Source organism: Tangfeifania diversioriginum, from assembly GCF_900141875.1.
Taxonomy (GTDB): Bacteria; Bacteroidota; Bacteroidia; order Bacteroidales; family Prolixibacteraceae; genus Tangfeifania; species Tangfeifania diversioriginum.
In genome coordinates this window covers 279,054-296,645 of sequence record NZ_FQZE01000001.1, presented here as the reverse complement: position 1 = coordinate 296,645, position 17,592 = coordinate 279,054, and the positions used below count along the sequence as shown (strand labels likewise).

General features: G+C 44.8%; 14 protein-coding genes. 4 read left to right on the top strand and 10 right to left on the bottom strand.

Annotation, left to right across the window (positions count from 1 at the left end; translation table 11 throughout):
• Positions 1-14: 14 nt before the first annotated feature.
• Both BUC07_RS01185 and BUC07_RS01180 read right to left on the bottom strand, forming a co-directional pair.
• Positions 15-1,385, bottom strand: a complete 1,371-nt coding sequence (locus tag BUC07_RS01185) for a DUF5723 family protein (RefSeq protein WP_073164290.1) — start codon at positions 1,383-1,385, stop codon at positions 15-17.
• A gap of 130 nt (positions 1,386-1,515) precedes the next feature.
• A complete protein-coding gene (locus tag BUC07_RS01180) occupies positions 1,516-2,244 on the bottom strand; it encodes a head GIN domain-containing protein (protein ID WP_083578031.1) in 729 nt (242 codons plus the stop codon).
• Positions 2,245-2,548: 304 nt separating this feature from the next.
• Here BUC07_RS01180 and BUC07_RS01175 point away from each other — a divergent pair, with 304 nt between their 5' ends.
• The 4 genes from BUC07_RS01175 (at position 2,549) to BUC07_RS01160 (ending at position 6,647) form a co-directional block, all read left to right on the top strand.
• Positions 2,549-4,222, top strand: coding sequence for a S41 family peptidase (locus BUC07_RS01175; protein WP_073164287.1), 1,674 nt, complete (start codon positions 2,549-2,551; stop codon positions 4,220-4,222).
• Between the two features lie 112 nt (positions 4,223-4,334).
• The gene (locus BUC07_RS01170) at positions 4,335-5,171 is read left to right on the top strand and encodes a mechanosensitive ion channel family protein (protein ID WP_073164284.1); all 837 of its coding nucleotides are present in this window, start codon (positions 4,335-4,337) and stop codon (positions 5,169-5,171) included.
• A gap of 23 nt (positions 5,172-5,194) precedes the next feature.
• Entirely contained in the window at positions 5,195-6,160 is a 966-nt protein-coding gene (locus tag BUC07_RS01165; protein ID WP_073164382.1) for a mechanosensitive ion channel family protein, read from the top strand.
• A 70-nt stretch (positions 6,161-6,230) separates the two neighbouring features.
• Positions 6,231-6,647, top strand: coding sequence for a nucleoside 2-deoxyribosyltransferase (locus BUC07_RS01160; protein ID WP_073164282.1), 417 nt, complete (start codon positions 6,231-6,233; stop codon positions 6,645-6,647).
• Positions 6,648-6,656: 9 nt separating this feature from the next.
• On the opposite strand, the gene BUC07_RS01155 is transcribed toward BUC07_RS01160, so the two are convergent.
• The 8 genes from BUC07_RS01155 to BUC07_RS01120 all read right to left on the bottom strand — a co-directional run bounded on the left by BUC07_RS01155 (position 6,657) and on the right by BUC07_RS01120 (position 17,548).
• Positions 6,657-7,463 (bottom strand): hypothetical protein, encoded by an 807-nt coding sequence (locus BUC07_RS01155; RefSeq protein WP_073164279.1) that lies wholly within the window; start codon positions 7,461-7,463, stop codon positions 6,657-6,659.
• On the bottom strand, positions 7,453-7,809 hold the full coding sequence (locus BUC07_RS01150; RefSeq protein ID WP_073164276.1) for a heavy-metal-associated domain-containing protein: 357 nt from the start codon (positions 7,807-7,809) through the stop codon (positions 7,453-7,455). The genes BUC07_RS01155 and BUC07_RS01150 overlap by 11 nt, the downstream gene beginning before the upstream one ends.
• Positions 7,810-7,887: 78 nt before the next feature.
• Positions 7,888-8,259: a heavy-metal-associated domain-containing protein gene (locus tag BUC07_RS01145; protein WP_073164273.1), complete on the bottom strand. Its 372-nt coding sequence runs from the start codon at positions 8,257-8,259 to the stop codon at positions 7,888-7,890.
• A gap of 69 nt (positions 8,260-8,328) precedes the next feature.
• Positions 8,329-10,461 carry a copper-translocating P-type ATPase gene (locus BUC07_RS01140; protein ID WP_073164270.1) on the bottom strand — a complete coding sequence of 711 codons (2,133 nt, stop codon included), beginning with the start codon at positions 10,459-10,461 and terminating at the stop codon, positions 8,329-8,331.
• Positions 10,462-10,492: 31 nt separating this feature from the next.
• Positions 10,493-10,699 (bottom strand): hypothetical protein, encoded by a 207-nt coding sequence (locus BUC07_RS01135; protein ID WP_073164267.1) that lies wholly within the window; start codon positions 10,697-10,699, stop codon positions 10,493-10,495.
• Positions 10,700-10,717: 18 nt separating this feature from the next.
• A complete protein-coding gene (locus BUC07_RS01130) occupies positions 10,718-12,493 on the bottom strand; it encodes an efflux RND transporter periplasmic adaptor subunit (RefSeq protein WP_073164264.1) in 1,776 nt (591 codons plus the stop codon).
• Complete coding sequence (locus BUC07_RS01125) at positions 12,480-13,727, bottom strand: TolC family protein (protein WP_073164262.1); 1,248 nt, start codon at positions 13,725-13,727, stop codon at positions 12,480-12,482. The genes BUC07_RS01130 and BUC07_RS01125 overlap by 14 nt, the downstream gene beginning before the upstream one ends.
• The gene (locus tag BUC07_RS01120) at positions 13,724-17,548 is read right to left on the bottom strand and encodes an efflux RND transporter permease subunit (RefSeq protein WP_073164259.1); all 3,825 of its coding nucleotides are present in this window, start codon (positions 17,546-17,548) and stop codon (positions 13,724-13,726) included. The genes BUC07_RS01125 and BUC07_RS01120 overlap by 4 nt, the downstream gene beginning before the upstream one ends.
• Positions 17,549-17,592: the final 44 nt, after the last annotated feature.

The following is a 17,592-nucleotide window of genomic DNA, read 5'->3' as shown; positions in this document are numbered from 1 at the left end:
AACTGTTTTTGTTTCTAAGTATCAAATAATAAATTAATACCAAGGCACAAATTTAAATGTTTTGTGGCAGCTGGTTGAATAATTCCTGAAATATTATTGGTTGAAAAGAAGATTTGAAATTTCCCGGAGGTGTGACTTATTCCCAGCCCGGGCCAAACAGCCGAGAAGTTATACAGCGAGAGTCCCCCGGAAAGGGTTGTTTTGTCGCTTAACCTTGATTGTACGAATGCGGAAAACAGGTTGCGGGGCCTTTCATGAAAATAGCTGAACTGGTTGTTGACGCCGGCAGTCAGCGTTTCCGAAAAATTATATTTGCCTGAAATATTCAGTTTAACGGGCAGCAGGATTAAGCTCCTGGATGCGGCATCCACAACATCTATAATGTAAGAAACTGAATCGCCAAATACTTTCAGTGCTTCGCGGGGTTCAATATAATTGTTTTCGTCCGGCGAGTGCGACTGGTAAAGCCGGTATTCCGAATAGCGTGCTGCCCTTGAAAATTCAACGTCGAAAGCGTTGTGTTTAAAGGTTGTTAACCCGGCATCGAGCAGGCTGAATGAAAATTCGAAAGATTTATTGGGCCGGAATACAGCGCCAAAATCGAGCGCAAAACCCATATTGCGCGGCTGAAAAAAATAATCGCCCGGAAATATATTGGCCTTGAAACTGGAAAAGTTATATAACTCATTTCGGTTATGCGTAAAAGGACCTGCCAGTTTAAAGGAGCCCTCGGGTTTTACCAGAAGCTGCTTTCTTTCCTGATCAGTTTCAACTGATAATTGCACGCCGCGGGCATCGAAATAAATTCGTCCGAAAAGTAATTTGGGACGTATCCCAATGTCCAAACCGCTCCAAATTCTTTTTGATATACCGAATGCGAGTTCGCGAAAATGCTGAAATTGAAAATCTCCCTGGCCGAAGTATTCGTTAGTGCCGTAATAGGCCATTGTTCCATCTCGAATGAGTTTGACAATATCGCGGTCGAAGGTGCCAGCAGATAAAAACCGTTCTGAAACTGATAAGCTGAAGGTGAAATCGTTGTGATTGAGGCTGGCATAAAAAACCGAGGCCCTGGCAGAAGCGTCAACTTTTCCTTGTGGGGCAAGTTCATTGTAAAGTTTGCTGAAACTGTAGCTAAACCCGTCGAAAAAAAAGGAGTTGACAGGCACATTGGCGTTCCAGTTTCCGTAAATTCCTGAAAAAAGTGGTACTCCCAGAACGAGCTTGTCGGTTTTGTTGATATGGGCCGGGTTAAAAAGTGACGTTTGTGAAATTCCGGGCAATAAAAAATGCGGGCCTGTTTCCTGTCCTTTTAAGTTCTGGCAAAAAGACAAAAAAAGTCCAAATACTATTATCCCTGCTCTTTTCAATCCCGGACGCTTCATCAGGTAAAATTATTCTGTGGGTGCAAAATTAGTTTATATCTGCGATAAAACGGCACCAAAATAAAAAGACGGTTAACACCGCCCTTTTATTGCAGGAATAATATTTGAATATTTTTATTTACTAATTGATTTATCTGCCGGAAACATCGCCGCCGCTCGATTCGTCGATGTTTTTAACGTCCGGATTTCCGTAATATACTACGCCGGCTCCGCTGCTGGCGTTGGCGTTGAGTTCGTCGGTTACTGAAACCGATGCATCGGAACCACTGCTGGCACTCACCTTGCAAATCTGAGCCTGCAATTCGCGGGCATTGATGTCGCTGCCACTGCTGGTGTTGGCAGTAAAAAATTTGGTCCTGCCGCTCAACCGGGCATCCGAGCCACTGCTCGTACTCAGGGTAACTTCCTTATAAACAAAATCGAGGGTTACATCACTTCCGCTGCTGGCTTCAATTTTCAACCGGTCGCCTTTGAGCGTATTCTCCGATTGAACATCCGATCCGGATGAAGCCCCAAGCCGTTTCAGCTCATTTACTGTAACATAAACCTTTCTGCTTTGTGTGAAACCCCAGTTAAAAATACTCCTCAGCCAGTTGCTTTCTCTCATGTAAATGTGGAGTGTACCTCCCCTGACTTCAGTTTTTACATTATCAATAATTTCATCGTCGGCTACCACTTTTACCGATTCGCGGTTTCCCATAGAAAGGAACAGCTCGATACCGGAAGAAACTTCAATGGCATCAAAATTTTTAACGTTCCGTGTTTCGGTTTTTTCCCGTTCCCCGGCAACTGCAATGGAGTTTAGTCCAATCAGGACAAAAAAGAAGAATGAAAAAGCTGCTTTTTTTAGTTTCATCATGAAATATTTAGTTTTAAAAGAGACGCTACAAATTACCAGAAGTTACAAAACCGCAACTAATTTATTCGTTAAACCAGTTGATTTAATCGGTAAAAGTTAGAGAATGAACTTTCAAATAAAATTTTTAGTCAGGAAGAATGATGGGTTTAAATTCAAACCAAATGCATTTGCCGTGGTTTAATATATTTTAACGTAAGGCAAAGCGGCTAATAATTACGCATATCGGGTAATATTATTAATTTTGTCGGTTCAAAATAAAAATTATCTGATTGAAATTCATTCAGGTTAATAAAGGAGAAATGATATGAATTGGAAAAAAATTTGGATAGGAGCACTGATTGTTGTGGTTGCAGGGATGGGTTTTTACAGCTTCAACCGCGATCAGAAAAACTTTGAAATTGCCAAAAACCTCGAGATATATTACAGCCTGTTCAGGGAATTGAACATGTTTTATGTTGATGATGTGAACCCCAATAAACTGGTGAAAACAAGTATCGATGAGATGCTTAGTTCGCTCGATCCGTACACCAATTTTATTTCGGAAGATCAGATGGAAGATTTCCGTTTTCAAACCACCGGCGAATATGCCGGAATTGGCGCGTTAATTGGTCAGCAGAAAGGTAAAATTGTAATTTCAGAACCGTACGAAGGGTTTCCGGCACAAAAATTTGGGCTGAAGGCCGGTGATGTAATTCTTGAGGTTGAAGGAAAATCAACCGAAGACATGACCACAGAAGATGTGAGCAACCTGCTGAGAGGGCCTGCCAATAAGCCAGTGAACATTAAGTTGCAGCGTCCCGGTCAGAAAAAACCTTTTGAAGTGGAAGTGGTGCGCGAAAAAGTTAATATTGATGCGGTTCCATATTATGGAATGCTGGATGATAATACGGCCTACATTCGCCTGTCGAGTTTTACAGCCAACTGCAGCGAAGAAGTGAAAACAGCCTTTTTTGAACTGAAAAAGAACGACCCGGAAGCATTTGTTCTTGATTTGCGTGGAAACGGCGGCGGACTGCTTCAGGAAGCTGTGAAGATTGTAAATATGTTTGTTCCCGAAGGCGAAGAAATTGTGAGTACCAAAGGGAAAGTGAAACAATGGGATAAAACTTATACTGCCACCTCTGCGCCACTCGACACAACCATTCGCATTGCCGTGCTAACAAACCGTAATTCAGCATCAGCTTCCGAAATTGTAGCAGGTGCCATACAGGATCTCGACCGCGGAATTGTAATTGGTACGCGAACCTTTGGAAAAGGGCTGGTACAAACCACCCGCGACCTGGATTACAACACTAAACTGAAAGTTACCACCGCCAAATATTACATCCCCAGCGGACGCTGCATTCAGGCACTCGACTACTCGCACCGCAACGAAGATGGAAGCGTGGGGCATGTCCCCGATTCGCTTATTTCGGAATTTACCACTAAAAATGGACGGAAAGTTTACGACGGCGGGGGAATTGTTCCCGACCTTGTTGTTGAGCCCGACCAGCTGAGCAACCTTAGTGTGGCTTTGCTGACCAATTTTGTGGTTTTCGATTTTGCTACATTGTATTCTAACGAAAATGAATCGATTGCCGGGCCCGAAGATTTTTATATTTCGGATGATATTTATACCCAGTTCTCTGACTTTGTTAAAGAACAGGATTTTGATTACGAATCGGAGTCGCTGCATGAACTGGAAGAGCTGATTGACGCTGCGAGAAAAGAGAAATATTATACACTTGCCGAAGAAGAATTTGAATCAATGAAAGCAACGCTTGAACCTAATATTGATAAGGATTTAAACGAATTTAACGAAGAGATTGAGAGCCTGCTCGAAAATGAAATTGTATCAAGGTATTACTACCAAAGAGGTGCTATTCGTGCCTCAATTGGCGACGATAAAGTGATCGAAAAAGCAGTGGAAGAATTGAGTTCGCCAATGGCCTACAATAATTATTTTGAGCCCGGTACGGTTATTTCCATGGACAGGTAAATACCACTTTGTATTTCATGAAAAAAGCAAGGGGACTTTAACCTCTTGCTTTTTTTACATTATAACGAACCATATTTTTTATATCTTGTTGCTAAAATTCAGCAACAGAATTATGACCATTGAAGAATTTATAAATTACCAGATTCTTAAAACTGAACACCTTGATATTACTGTTTCAAGTATTGCTATTGTGGTAATTGTAATCGTGGCCACTTTTATTGGTCTGCGTATCATACGTAGTTTTTTCAACCGCTTTATCAAAAAGAGTGAAGTAGAAAGACGGTCGTACTGGTCGGTTTACCTCATTTTACGATATGTTGTTTGGGTAGTGGTAATTGTTTTGCTGCTCGAAACTTCGGGAGTGAAAGTTTCGATTTTGCTGGCAAGTGTAACCGCACTACTGGTGGGGGTTGGATTTGGTATTCAGCAATTGTTCAGTGATATGGCTTCCGGCATTGTGCTTATTTTTGAGCGAAACCTGCAAATGAACGATATTATCCAGCTGGAAGACGGAACAGTGGGGAAAGTCATTCACATTGGGCTGCGCACGTCGAAACTGAAAACCCGCGACGACGTAATTTTAGTAGTTCCCAATTCCAAATTTGTGAACGACACTATTATCAACTGGAGCCAGATGGACTATAACACCCGTTTTTCGGTTGAAGTGGGAGTGGCCTATGGTTCCGATACCAGGCTGGTTTCCGATATTCTGTTCGACTGCGCAATTAAAAACAAAAACATTTCAGCAAATCCTAACCCTTTTGTGCGGTTCAACGATTTTGGCGACTCTTCGCTCGATTTTCAGGTGTTTTTTTGGGTGAAAGAACCTTTCCTGGTAGAAAACACAAAAAGTGAAATCCGCTTTGCCATTGATAATGGATTTCGTAAAAACGGGGTTCAGATTCCATTCCCGCAGCGCGATGTTCACATCAAAACAAATGTGAAATGAATGTCTATTTTAAAATTTTTAAAATGAAATATTTGAAAAGGTTTGTAATGCCTGTTTTGCTTTTACTTGCAGGCATTTTTCTGAAATATTTTTTAAAAGAACTCGATATTTCCGACGATGAATTTGTCAGCTCGTTTAAGCGGGTGGGGTCCATCCTTTTAATTGTAAGCTTATCGTGGGCTGCCATTGCATTCATTCGAATTATTAAACAGATTTTTTTAGAGAAATACGACGTCTCGAAAGAAAATAACCTGCGGTCGCGGAAATTCCAAACACAGTTCAATATCCTCGAACGCATCCTGGTATTCCTTATCGTTTTAATTTCTATCGGATTGATTTTAATGTTGTTTGATGAGGTCAAAAGAATAGGAATCAGCTTGTTTGCTTCGGCAGGTGTGGCCGGGGTAATTATTGGCCTGGCTGCACAGCGGGTTATCGGAGCAGTTTTGGCCGGCATTCAGATTGCCATTGCCCAACCCATCCGACTCGACGATGTGGTGGTTATTGAAGGCGAATGGGGTCGGATAGAGGAAATTACACTTACCTACGTGGTGGTGCGTATCTGGGATCAACGGCGGTTGGTGGTTCCGTCAACCTACTTTTTTGAGAAAACATTTCAGAACTGGACACGCACATCGGCTGAAATTATGGGTACGGTATTTATTTACACCGATTACCACGTTTCTTTTGATGCGCTGCGTAAAGAATTAACCCGCCTTTTGGAAAGCACCCCGCTCTGGGATAAAAGGGTGAATGTGTTGCAGGTTACCGATGCCAAACAAAACAGCGTTGAGGTAAGGGCGTTAATGAGCGCAAAAGATTCGGGCACTGCCTGGGATTTGCGGGTATTTATCCGCGAAAAACTGATTGAATTTCTGCAGAAAAATTACCCTGAAAGCCTGCCGAGAACCCGCGTTTTAATTGAAGGGAAAGAAAATATATTGAAAGATGAAGTTGACCAAACTGAAAATTCAGCCGAAAAAGAATAACAGCAAGTCTCAGTTAAATTGTTACTTCTTTAATCTTGATACCCGATACTAATCATTTAAATACTAAAAAATGAAAATCTATTTTGCCGGTTCCATCCGTGGCGGACGCGAAGATGCAGCACTTTACCAGGAAATTATTGATTACCTGAAAAATTTTGGCGAAGTACTGACCGAACACATCGGCGACCCGAAACTTTCACACCTTGGCAATGATGGCGAATCAGATGCATTTATTCACAACCGCGATATGGAGTGGCTCATTTCGAGCGATATAATTGTTGCCGAAGTGACAACTGTTTCAATGGGCGTGGGTTACGAAATTGGCCGGGCTGTTGAAATGGGCAAAAATGTGTTGTGCCTTTTCCGCCCTGCCAAAAACAAAAACCTGTCCGCCATGATTGCCGGTTGCCCGGGTGTTTCGCTTGTGGAATACGCTAAACCCGGGGATGCAAAAAAGGCCATATCAGCTTTTCTGAAAGGCCATTGAAAACGATTTTTAAAACATGAACCGCACCCCCAGAATTAATCTGCCTCCATTTTTCATCCCAGTGGTTCCCGCGGAATTTACCGGAATTTGATACAATCCTTCGAATTTAAAGTGTGGCGAAACCACCTGAAACCCTGGTGAAACAAAACCGAATGAATGAGTTTCTCCGTTTTGTGGCCGACTTCTGACAAAAGAAAATTCCTGTACCGGTGCAAAAACCAGATTGTTTGCTCCCGGAATCAGGAGATTTCGCGAAATGGCCAGGTTCAACTGCAGTTCCCTGGCTTCGGAACTCTTTTCAGCAGTGTGGTAATTGCCCCATTCGTATGCACTGTTCAAATCAAACGCCCAGTAGTTAGGTCTGAAAGAAGCATTCACTCCAAGCACGGGGCTGTATGTTTTGGCGGCCGAGCTGTTCCATGCCGGGAAACTCGTTCCGGCAAAACCAGCCAGTCCGAAAACGTATTTCCGGGTGTTGTGGCGAAATAGTTTTACTTTTCCCATAAAAAAAGGATCCATCCACGAGTTTTGCATCTCCATCATTGTTTCGTTGGTGCCAACTGCCCGGTATCCATTTCGCATCATTAGCGTTATGTCGGGACTGAGTCCGTATGCTACAACAACCGGCATCATGTGCATGGCCATTTTATTGTCACCCATTTTATTAATGATGTTGCGGTACTGCATGCGCACAATAATGCGATCCTGGGCAGGTGTCAGGCCGGCATCCACACTAATTCCTTCGGCATGGGTTTTTGGTGCAATAAATATCAGCAATGCGAAAAACAGCAGAAAGCCCTGAATTTTATTCTTCATCTTCTTCGGGTTTTAATTTTTCGCCCGGTGTGAAATTGGCTTTTTTAATTCGTGCAGTTATCTCTTCTTCCTTTACTTTGGCATCGGGTTTTAATGTAACGACTACCTGTTTTTTTTGCCAGCTGGCTTTTGCTTCTGAAACCCCGTCAATTTTTTTAACTTGTTTTTCGAGTGCCGACTGGCAACCCGGGCAGTCCATTCCAAAAACTTCATACCGAATCACTTTGTTTTGCTGAATGCTGTCATTTTTATTCTGATCGTTTTCATAACCGGTTCCGGCAATAGCAGTTGCAGAAAAAACAGTTAGAAAGAGTGTTATAACGAATTGAAATGCTTTGTGTTTCATAACTTAACTTTTTTATGATGTATTTTTTAAGCAGGAGCACTTTCGGATAAAAAACCGAAAGTGCTCCTGTTTTGATTATTAATGCTGATGACCTTCGTGCGAATCTTCTTTTTTTTCTTCAGTACGGTCATATTTGCAGCAGCCTGGAAGTTCTTCGTACACTTCGTCTTTGGCTTTGTGGTGCGGTGTGTCGTGACCTACCTTGGCAATCGCTTTTTCAATGTTGTCGGTGCCGGTTTTGGCATCGTCAAATTTCACTACCATCATTTTCGATTCCTTGTCCCAGTCGGCGTTTTGCACACCTTTTACCGAATTGGCGGCCTTTTCAATGCGTTTTTCACACATGCCACAATTTCCTTTCACTTTGAATTTTTCTGTTTTCTCTCCGGCAAATACCGTGAATGTTCCCAGAACGAACATTGCGATTAAACTAAAAACTTTTGTTTTCATCTTTTTTTGAATTTTAAATGGTTAATAACTAATACTTTAATTTGATAATTTTCTGTTTTGTTCACTATTTCAGGCTATTTTTCGTTTTAAAAGTTGTGCGTTAATGGCCACAATAATGGTACTCAGGCTCATTAAGATGGCGCCTACTGCAGGGCTGATGACAATTCCGGCACTGATTAAAACTCCGGCAGCAAGCGGAATGGCCACAATATTGTAACCTGTAGCCCAGATGAAATTCTGAATCATTTTTTGGTAGGTAGCTTTTCCAAATTTTACCAACGAAGCAATATCGCGCGGATTGCTGTTCACCAAAACAATGTCGGCCGTTTCGGCAGCCACATCGGTACCGCTTCCCACTGCAATTCCTACATTGGCTGTGGCAAGGGCAGGGGCATCGTTAATGCCGTCGCCGGTCATTGCAACAAACTCTCCCTGCTGCTGGAATTCCTTAATTTTCTCCAGCTTTTCATCGGGCAAAATGCCTGCAAAATACCCATCGAGGCCAAGTTCATCGCTCACGCTTTTCGCCACTTTTTCGTTGTCGCCGGTCATCATAAAAACTTTCATGCCGCTCTTTTTGAGCATTTTTACTGCATCGTAAGATTCTGGTCGAATTTCATCGGCCATAGCGATAAAACCTGCCAACATGTTGTCAACCAACACAAAAACAACGGTATCCTGCTGGTTGTCAAAAGCTTTTTCAGGAATATCGATTTTTTGCTCTTTCAGATACCCCGGGCTCACTACTTTCACATTTTTATTTTCAACTTCTGCTTCAATTCCTTTTCCGGTGATGGCATTGAAATTTTTAGCGTCAGGAATTTCAATCTTTTCATCTTTAATTTTTTCCATTATTCCAATCGCCAGTGGATGTTCTGATTTTGCTTCGAGCGCTCCGGCCAGCCTCAAAACCTGTTTTTTCTTGAAATCTTCATGAAGTGTTTCATAAAGCGAAACCCCGAAATTGCCTTTGGTCAGCGTTCCGGTTTTGTCGAAAGCAAACAAGGTGATTTTCCGGGCATTTTCGAAAGCGGTCCGGTTGCGGATAAGCAGCCCTTTTTGGGCAGAAACCGATGTGGAGATGGCCGCCACTAAAGGCACTGCAAGACCCAACGCGTGCGGGCAGGTAATTACCATTACAGTAGCCATACGCTCCAGCGCAAACACAAACGGTTTCCCCAAAACCAGCCAGGTGGCCAGCGTGCCAAATCCAATGGTCAGCGCTGTAATTGTCAACCAGAATGCAATGCGGTCGGCCAGGTTCTGGGTTTTCGATTTTTTGCCCTGGGCCTCGCGCACCATGTTAATTACTTTGCTCAGGTAAGCATCGTCGCCGATTTGTTTGACCACGATGGTAAGCGAGCCATTCCCGTTGATGGTTCCGCCAATCACCTTTTCGCCCTTGGTTTTTTGTACAGGTTTCGATTCGCCGGTTACCATCGACTCGTTTACGTTGCTTTTGCCATCAGTAATTTCCCCATCCACCGGAATTTTTTCGCCCGGACGCACCAAAACGGTATTGTCCTTCTGAAGTTTATCCACTTTTACATCGCTGGTTTCGCCATCTTTTAACAAATGGGCCTCTGACGGCATCATTTCCACCAGTTTTTGCAGCGATCGCGAAGCGCCCAAAACCGATTTCATTTCAATCCAGTGTCCCAGCAGCATGATGTCGATGAGGGTAACCAGTTCCCAGAAAAATGTACTGCCTTTTACGCCAAAGGTTGTTGCTGAGCTGTATCCCCAGGCAACGGAAATGGCCACGGCAATCAGGGTCATCATCCCCGGTTGTTTTTTCTTCAGCTCATCGGCCAGTCCGGTTAAAAATGGCCAGCCTCCGTAGAAAAATACTACCGTTGACAGACCAAACAGAATATACGGATCGTACTCAGGGAAAAGGGCGAATTCGAAACCCAGCAATTGCTGAATCATAGGCGACAACACCAGAACCGGCAAGGTGAGAACCAGTGAAATCCAGAACCGTTTCCGGAAATCTTGTATCATCATGGCATGGTGTTCTGAATGATCATGGGAACTGTGGTCGTGTTCATCATGATGATTTCCATGGTGTTGATTTTCATGTTTTTCATGATGGCTGTGCCCTTGATTTTCATGATGGTGTGAATCATGCCTTTCCTTTTTACCATCCCTTTCTGAATGGTTGTGCTGGTGTTCTTTATGATGTTTATTCTTATTATTCATTGTTTCAACTTTTGATTACATCCAAAATAGTTTACTTGATTGCCGTGTCTGCATCATAAACTGACGGAGATTCAGTTCCGCAATTGCAGCAGCTTCCCTCGTGTTCCGGGTCATTGTTTTCAGGATTACACGAGTGAACAGTGAATTTTGCATCTTTGTTGAACAGAAGTTTTATTCCTAGTGCCAGCATCACGATGGCAACCAAAACAATTGATATAAGAAGCAATTTAATAAACATGATTTCAATTTGTTTTAATTAATGATTGTGTCCTGCTGACTGTGTGTTTTGATTTTCAGCAGTTTTAAAAATTCGCTGCCCTTTGCGGTAAGTTTGTTTTACTTCGCCGCAACGCAGCATCATATCGCCGAAGTATGGGTTCAGCACTTCGTCTGATTCGCTCAGCCAGAACGCGCCTTCGTCGTCGAAAGCCATGGGGCAGAACTGCCGGTAAGTCCGGTCGATTTCGAGCCCGAACGATTCGGTTGTTTCGAGCATGGCTTCGGAAAGCGTGTTGAAATGCTCCCGCTGTTTTTCAATATCAGCAGTTTCTGAAATCATTTTAGAAGCATCTTCCAGTTGTTTTTGCAAAGCCATCCAGTGATGGTGCGCATCTCCTTCCAGTAAGTTCATTTCAACATTTTCAAGAGCTCCGGAAACTTTGCCGGCTGCTTTTTGGGCCGTTCCGGCATCGTCGTTCACAAGGGCATTTTTTACTTCGAAATAGGCATTGGCCACGGCGGTGATTTGTTCGCGGAACGCCTGCGGTGTTTCCATGGTTTTGCTTTCGGGCGGAGTCATCATGCTGGATTTTCCGGCCAGTTGAGCGGCTGCGTCGATGCTGAACGTTCCGCTCACTGCGATTTCTTCGCCTTCGTCCAGCCCGCTTTCAACCAGGTAGCTGTCGCCGAGCGCGGGGCCGAGGGTAACTTCGCGCATCATAAAGTTCACTCCCGTTTCAGTTTCTGCTTTTACATAGACCAGCGAGCGTTTTCCAGTCCACATCACTGCTGTTTTGGGCACTGAAATATTACCGGCTTTTGCCGGGAAACTGGCTTCAACAGTTCCCGAAGCAAACATTTCGGGTTTCAGCTTTAACCCGCTGTTTGCCACCTCTACACGAGCTTTGGCCACCCGGGTTTTAGGGTCGATGACCGGATCGAGAAAAGATATTCTCCCCTCAAACGTTTCGCCCGGAACGGATGCCACCGAAAAGCTTATTTTATCGCCTTTTTTTACCCACGGCATGTCCTGCTCATACACATCGAACAGCACCCACACCCGCGACAAATCGGCCATTTTGTAAATGGCCTGTCCGCGCGAAATGTAGTCGCCAACATTTACATTTCGGCTGGTTACATAACCTGAAATATCAGCTTGAATATCAAATAGTTCTTCAGGTTTGCCCGACTGTAAAATTTGTTCAATCTGGCTTTCTGTCAGTTTCCAGTTTTTCAGTTTTTCTTTTGCGGCATTGAAAAGTTGCGGCTGGGAATCCTTTATTTTTTCCGCTTCAAACAACTCTTCCTGGGCCGTGACCAAATCGGGCGAATACACCGAGGCAATTACTTGTCCTTTTTGAACAAATTCACCCGTGAAACTCACCATCAGTTCTTCAATCCGGCCTGGAATGTGTGACGACTGACTGGCAATCCGCCGCTCGTCGGTTTCCACCTTGCCGTTTAATCGCAGTGTTTTAACCGGCTCGGTTGCTTTCACTTTTTCTGTGCGTATGCTGGCCAGTTGCATGGCCGTTTTCGACATTTTTACCGCCATCGGGTCGGTGTCTTCGTCCTGTTCGTCATCCAGCGGAATCAAATCCATTCCGCAAATGGGGCAGTCGCCGGGTTCCGGTTGCCTGATTTGCGGGTGCATGGAGCAAGTCCAGGTTTCTGCCTCTCCCGCTACTTCTTCCGCATGGTCATGTCCTTCGTGGCTCTCTTCGGTTGAACCGCCGAAAACGAACCAGCCAATCAACAACCCAAATAAAAGGGTTGCCAGCGCGATTATAATTGTTGATTTATTTGTTTTCATTATTATATGTTTTTGCCGTTAAATAATTGATTTTTGCCTGGGCAATATGGAATTCAGCAGTTGCCGTGGCTTTTAGTTTTTCGTATTTCAGCAATTGTTGCTGAAGGCGCAAAACCTCTTCAAATTCTTCTCCCGAATTACTGTAGGAAGTAAAAAGCAGGTTGAGCGTTTGCCGGCTGGTTTCAATCTGTTGTTTGTATTTTTGAATGAGTTTTTGCGTTTGCCGGATGTTGAACCAAACGTTGTCGTATTCAGCCGACAATGTATTGATGTAGTCATTTTTCTGAAGCGCAAATTGTTCCTGTTCCAGTTGGGCCTGTTTTTGTGCAGCGTCGTATTTTTTCCTGAAAATCGGGATACTGACTGAAACCATCGGCATAACGATATCTTTTCCGTTATCCGGCAATGAAACATCGGGACGTTCACTCACCACTGCGTAATCGAGGCCAACTCCAAGGTTGGGCATTCCCTGTTTTTTTGCCACTTCTTCTGCCGCTTCACCGGCTTTAATTTTCGTGTCGAATGCATTCAATGCCGGATTGTTCGCCAGCAGTGAATCACTGCGGTATTGTTCCGGCAGTGGTGAAATTGTCAGCGAATCGGCAATTGCCACTTCGGCGTCTTCATCCCGGTTTAAAAGATGATTAAAAGCGGACAAAAGCGGCTTCTCTTTTTCGTTGAGAATTTCGAGGGTGGTTGTTGCATCATCGAGCATGATGTCCACGCGCAACACATTCGTCATGGCACCTTTGCCATTTTCAAAATTTTTCTCCGCAATGTTTTTATACGATTTCAAAATTTCGATATTCTCTCGTTCAGCTTTTTTCAGCCGGTTGAGTTCGTATAGCGGATAATACGCTGCAGCCACCTGATAAAATAGCTTGTTGCGCGCATCTAAAAATGCCTGGTATTTGGCTTCGGCCCGCAACGAAGCCGCATCATCTTTGGCTTTCAGGGTGCCGAACCACGGGAACATTTGTGTGAGCGAAAACTTTGCCCGCTGCGGCCCAACCCGCGTTTCCACCGGAGAAATAAATGCACCGAATGACAATGTGGGGTCGGGCAGTGCGTTCACCTGCGGAATTTCCTGCAGCGCAGCTTCAAACTCAATGTATCTGGCTTTCAGCCCGGTGTTGTTTTCGGCTGCCTCCCTGAAATAATCTTCCAGGGTTTGGGCATTTACCGACAACGTGCCCAGGAACAGAAGCAATATTATATTTATGAATTGTTTCATGATTTTCGGGTTTTAAATTTGCGTTCTTCCCGCAGCGAATAGAGCGTGGGAACGATAAAATAAGTAATGGCGGCGAACACCATTCCACCAAATGCCGGGATGGCCATGGGGATCATAATATCGGCACCGCGCCCGGTGGAAGTCAGGATAGGCAACAAGGCAATTATGGTAGTTGCCGAGGTCATCACGGCCGGTTTGATCCGGCGCTGGCCGGCTTCCACTACGGCATCGCGCACGCCTTTCAGGTCTTCGGGTTTATTCCGTTTGAAACTTTGGTCGAGGTAAGTTCCCATTACCACTCCGTCGTCGGTAGCCAGTCCGAACAGGGCAATGAACCCTACCCAAACGGCCACACTCAGGTTAACCGGATCCATCTGGAACAGGTCGCGCATGTTGGTGCCGAAAACTGAAAAGTCGGCAAACCAGCCTTGACCGTAGAACCAGAGCATGGCAAACCCACCGCTGAAAGCCATGGCAATTCCGCTGAAAATCATCAGCGAGGTTGTTACCGATTTGAACTGGAAATAGAGAATCAGAAAAACAATAACCAGCACCAGCGGAACAATAATGGAAAGGCGTTTTTCGGCCCTGACCTGGTTTTCGTAGTTCCCTGAAAAATTATAGCTGACACCTGCCGGAACGGTTAATTCGCCGGAATCGATTTGTGCCTGAATGGCTTCCTGTGCGTCATTCACCACATCAACTTCGGCAAAACCGTCGCGTTTGTCGAAAAGCACGTACCCCACCAAAAATGTTTCTTCGCTTTTTATGGCTTGCGGACCCCGTACATATTCAATATCTACCACCTGTTCAAGTGGAATCTGGGCGCCGGTTGGTGTTGGTATTAAAATTTTTGCCAGTGTTTCAGGATCATCGCGCAACTCTCGTGGGTACCTCACCCGCACCGGGAAACGTTCGCGGCCTTCCACCGTGGAGGTAATTCGCATACCGCCAATGGCTGTTTCAATGGTTTGCTGCACGTCTTCCACGTTGAGGCCGTAACGGGCAATTTCATCCCGGTCGATATTCAGGTGGATGTATGGTTTGCCCACAATACGGTCGGCAAAAACGGCTTCCTCTTTTACCGAAGGCACATTTTTCAGAATATCTTCCAGCTTCATTCCAAAATTTTCAATAGTGGCCAAATCGGGGCCGTAAACTTTCACGCCCATTGGCGCCCGCATTCCGGTTTGAAGCATCACCAGCCGTGTTTCAATGGGTTGCAGTTTTGGCGCCGATGTAATACCGGGTATTTTTGTCACCTTAACGATTTCATTCCAAATGTCATCGGGGGTTTTGATGTGTGAACGCCAGTTGCGGAAATAGCTTCCCCAGCGGTCAGGAATCAAATCCTCGCGTGAAATTCCCTGTTCAAGTGCCTCTTCGTTGGTGAGCGAATCGCCCGAAACAGTAATAAACCGATCTTCATTATCCACTTTGAAACGGACACGATGCCCGCGTTCGTCAAGCATGAATTCCGGTTTGTAGTTGATTACATTTTCGAACATGGAGATGGGCGCCGGATCCAGCGCAGATTCAACGCGACCCAGTTTCCCCACGGTCAGTTCCACTTCGGGGATGCTGGTAACCAGCATATCGAGCTGCCCCACAATTTTGCTGTTGTATTCCATTCCGGAATGTGGCATGGAAGTAGGCATCAGCAGGAAACTTCCTTCATCGAGCGAAGGCATGAATTCCTTTCCGATTCCCGGGAAAGCATGGGTTAATCCAGACCACACTTTCGTAGTGCGCACGTTCAAGTTCAGTTTATCGAATCCTTTTGCAGCAAAACCAAATATTGTGTTGAAACCCAGCCATATAACTGCCCCGAATAGAATCAAAAATGAAGGGATTGTCAGAAAAAGGGTTTTGTGACTGAGGCTCCAGTTCAGAATGAGTTTGTAATAGTATTCCAGTAATGTAAAAGCGCCCAGTATAAAGCTGACCAAAATAGCCACAAAAATGGTGTTCAGGAAAAGGCTTCTACCTGCACCGAGCGGCATCCAGTAATTTGCCAGCAGCCAGATTACCCCCAAAACGGCAATGATAAGCTCTGCATTTGCAAGCAAACGGTTGTACCATTTCTTTTTATTCTCCTCTTTTGTGGGAAACCAAATTTTCACTGAACCCACAATTCCGAATAACAGCAAAATGGCACCACCCCAGTACAAGCCTGCAAAAAGTGCGATTATTCCGATAATTACCAGTGCGCCATTCACCCATTTGGCAACCGGTTTGTTTTTGATTCTAAAACCAAAAAACCAGTGCGCCAGTGTGGGAAGTATTAACAACGACACCAGCAAAGCAGCAATCAGGGCAAAGGTTTTGGTGAATGCCAGCGGGCCAAAGAGTTTTCCTTCGGCAGCCTGCATGGTAAATACAGGGATGAAGCTCACTATGGTTGTGGAAACGGCAGTTAAAATTGCCGACGAAACTTCGGAAGCACCTTTGTAAATAGTGTCGATGAGTTTCTGCCCCGGCGCCGCTTCATCAAGGTGTTTAATAATATTTTCGGAAAGAATAATCCCCAAATCGACCATGGTTCCGATGGCGATGGCAATGCCCGACAACGCCACAATATTGGCATCAACTCCTGCGTAGCGCATGGCAATAAAAACCATGAGCACTGCAATGGGCAACAAGCTTGATATGAGGAATGAAGCACGGAGATTATATACCATTACAATAATTACCAGGATAGTAATCAGGACCTGCAGCGAGAGTGCCTCTTCCAGGGTTCCCAGTGTTTCGTAAATCAGTTCGGTACGGTCGTAAAATGGCACAATAGTGAGCTGGCTTTCGGTTCCGTCTGCCAACGTTTTTTTTGGCAGTCCGGGTGAAATTTCCTCAATTTTATCTTTTACATTGTTGATGACTTCCAGCGGATTAGCGCCGTAACGGGCAACCACAACTCCGCCAACCACTTCGGCACCATCTTTATCGAGCGCACCCCGGCGGATGGACGGTCCCAGGGATACTACGGCAACATCTTTAATGCGCACCGGAACATTGTCGGATACTGCGACTACGGCTTTTTCAATGTCCTCGGTACTTTTTATATATCCCAGGCCACGAACCAGGTATTCGGCCTGGTTGATTTCAATGGTTTTGGCACCCACATCGCGATTGGATTTCTGAACTGCCATCATCACTTTATGGAGTGGAATATCGTAGGCTTTGAGTGCATCCGGGTTTACATCAATCTGATACTCCTGCACAAATCCGCCAACCGATGCCACCTCAGAAACCCCTTCGGCTGCATTCAGTCCGTACTTTACGTAATAATCCTGCACGGTGCGTATTTCGTGCAAGTCCCAACCGCCGGTCGGGTTTCCTTCCGGGTCACGGCCTTCGATGGTGTACCAGTAAACCTGGCCGAGCGCGGTGGCATCGGGGCCGAGCGCCGGCTGAACCCCATCAGGCAGCAAGCCCGATGGCAGAGAATTCAGCTTTTCAAGAATCCGGGAACGCGACCAGTAAAATTCCACATCTTCTTCAAAAATGATGTAAATGCTGGAAAACCCGAAGATGGATGAACTCCGGATAGATTTCACACCGGGAATTCCGAGCAGGGATGTGGTGAGTGGATAGGAAATCTGGTCCTCGATGTCCTGGGGCGAGCGTCCCGGCCATTCAGTAAAAACAATTTGCTGGTTTTCGCCAATGTCGGGGATAGCATCTACCGGCACCGGGTCTTTGGGTAATATTCCGGTATCCCAGCCAAAAGGTGAGGTAATGATTCCCCAACTTATAAAAAGTACCAGTACCAAAAAGGTAACCAGTTTATTTTCAAGAAAAAAACGAATGATTCGATTTAACATGCAACTTCATTTATGATTTTTAAAATGATTAATAATACCGACAG

Excerpts from the sequence above, each read along its gene's own strand:
- BUC07_RS01185 (WP_073164290.1), bottom strand. The coding sequence starts at position 1,385 with ATGAAGCGTCCGGGATTGAAAAGAGCAGGGATAATAGTATTTGGACTT.
- BUC07_RS01125 (WP_073164262.1), bottom strand. The coding sequence starts at position 13,727 with ATGAAACAATTCATAAATATAATATTGCTTCTGTTCCTGGGCACGTTG.
- BUC07_RS01150 (WP_073164276.1), bottom strand. The coding sequence starts at position 7,809 with ATGAAACACAAAGCATTTCAATTCGTTATAACACTCTTTCTAACTGTT.
- BUC07_RS01170 (WP_073164284.1), top strand. The coding sequence starts at position 4,335 with ATGACCATTGAAGAATTTATAAATTACCAGATTCTTAAAACTGAACAC.
- BUC07_RS01120 (WP_073164259.1), bottom strand. The coding sequence starts at position 17,548 with ATGTTAAATCGAATCATTCGTTTTTTTCTTGAAAATAAACTGGTTACC.
- BUC07_RS01140 (WP_073164270.1), bottom strand. The coding sequence starts at position 10,461 with ATGAATAATAAGAATAAACATCATAAAGAACACCAGCACAACCATTCA.
- BUC07_RS01135 (WP_073164267.1), bottom strand. The coding sequence starts at position 10,699 with ATGTTTATTAAATTGCTTCTTATATCAATTGTTTTGGTTGCCATCGTG.
- BUC07_RS01180 (WP_083578031.1), bottom strand. The coding sequence starts at position 2,244 with ATGATGAAACTAAAAAAAGCAGCTTTTTCATTCTTCTTTTTTGTCCTG.
- BUC07_RS01175 (WP_073164287.1), top strand. The coding sequence starts at position 2,549 with ATGAATTGGAAAAAAATTTGGATAGGAGCACTGATTGTTGTGGTTGCA.
- BUC07_RS01130 (WP_073164264.1), bottom strand. The coding sequence starts at position 12,493 with ATGAAAACAAATAAATCAACAATTATAATCGCGCTGGCAACCCTTTTA.
- BUC07_RS01165 (WP_073164382.1), top strand. The coding sequence starts at position 5,195 with ATGAAATATTTGAAAAGGTTTGTAATGCCTGTTTTGCTTTTACTTGCA.
- BUC07_RS01160 (WP_073164282.1), top strand. The coding sequence starts at position 6,231 with ATGAAAATCTATTTTGCCGGTTCCATCCGTGGCGGACGCGAAGATGCA.
- BUC07_RS01155 (WP_073164279.1), bottom strand. The coding sequence starts at position 7,463 with ATGAAGAATAAAATTCAGGGCTTTCTGCTGTTTTTCGCATTGCTGATA.
- BUC07_RS01145 (WP_073164273.1), bottom strand. The coding sequence starts at position 8,259 with ATGAAAACAAAAGTTTTTAGTTTAATCGCAATGTTCGTTCTGGGAACA.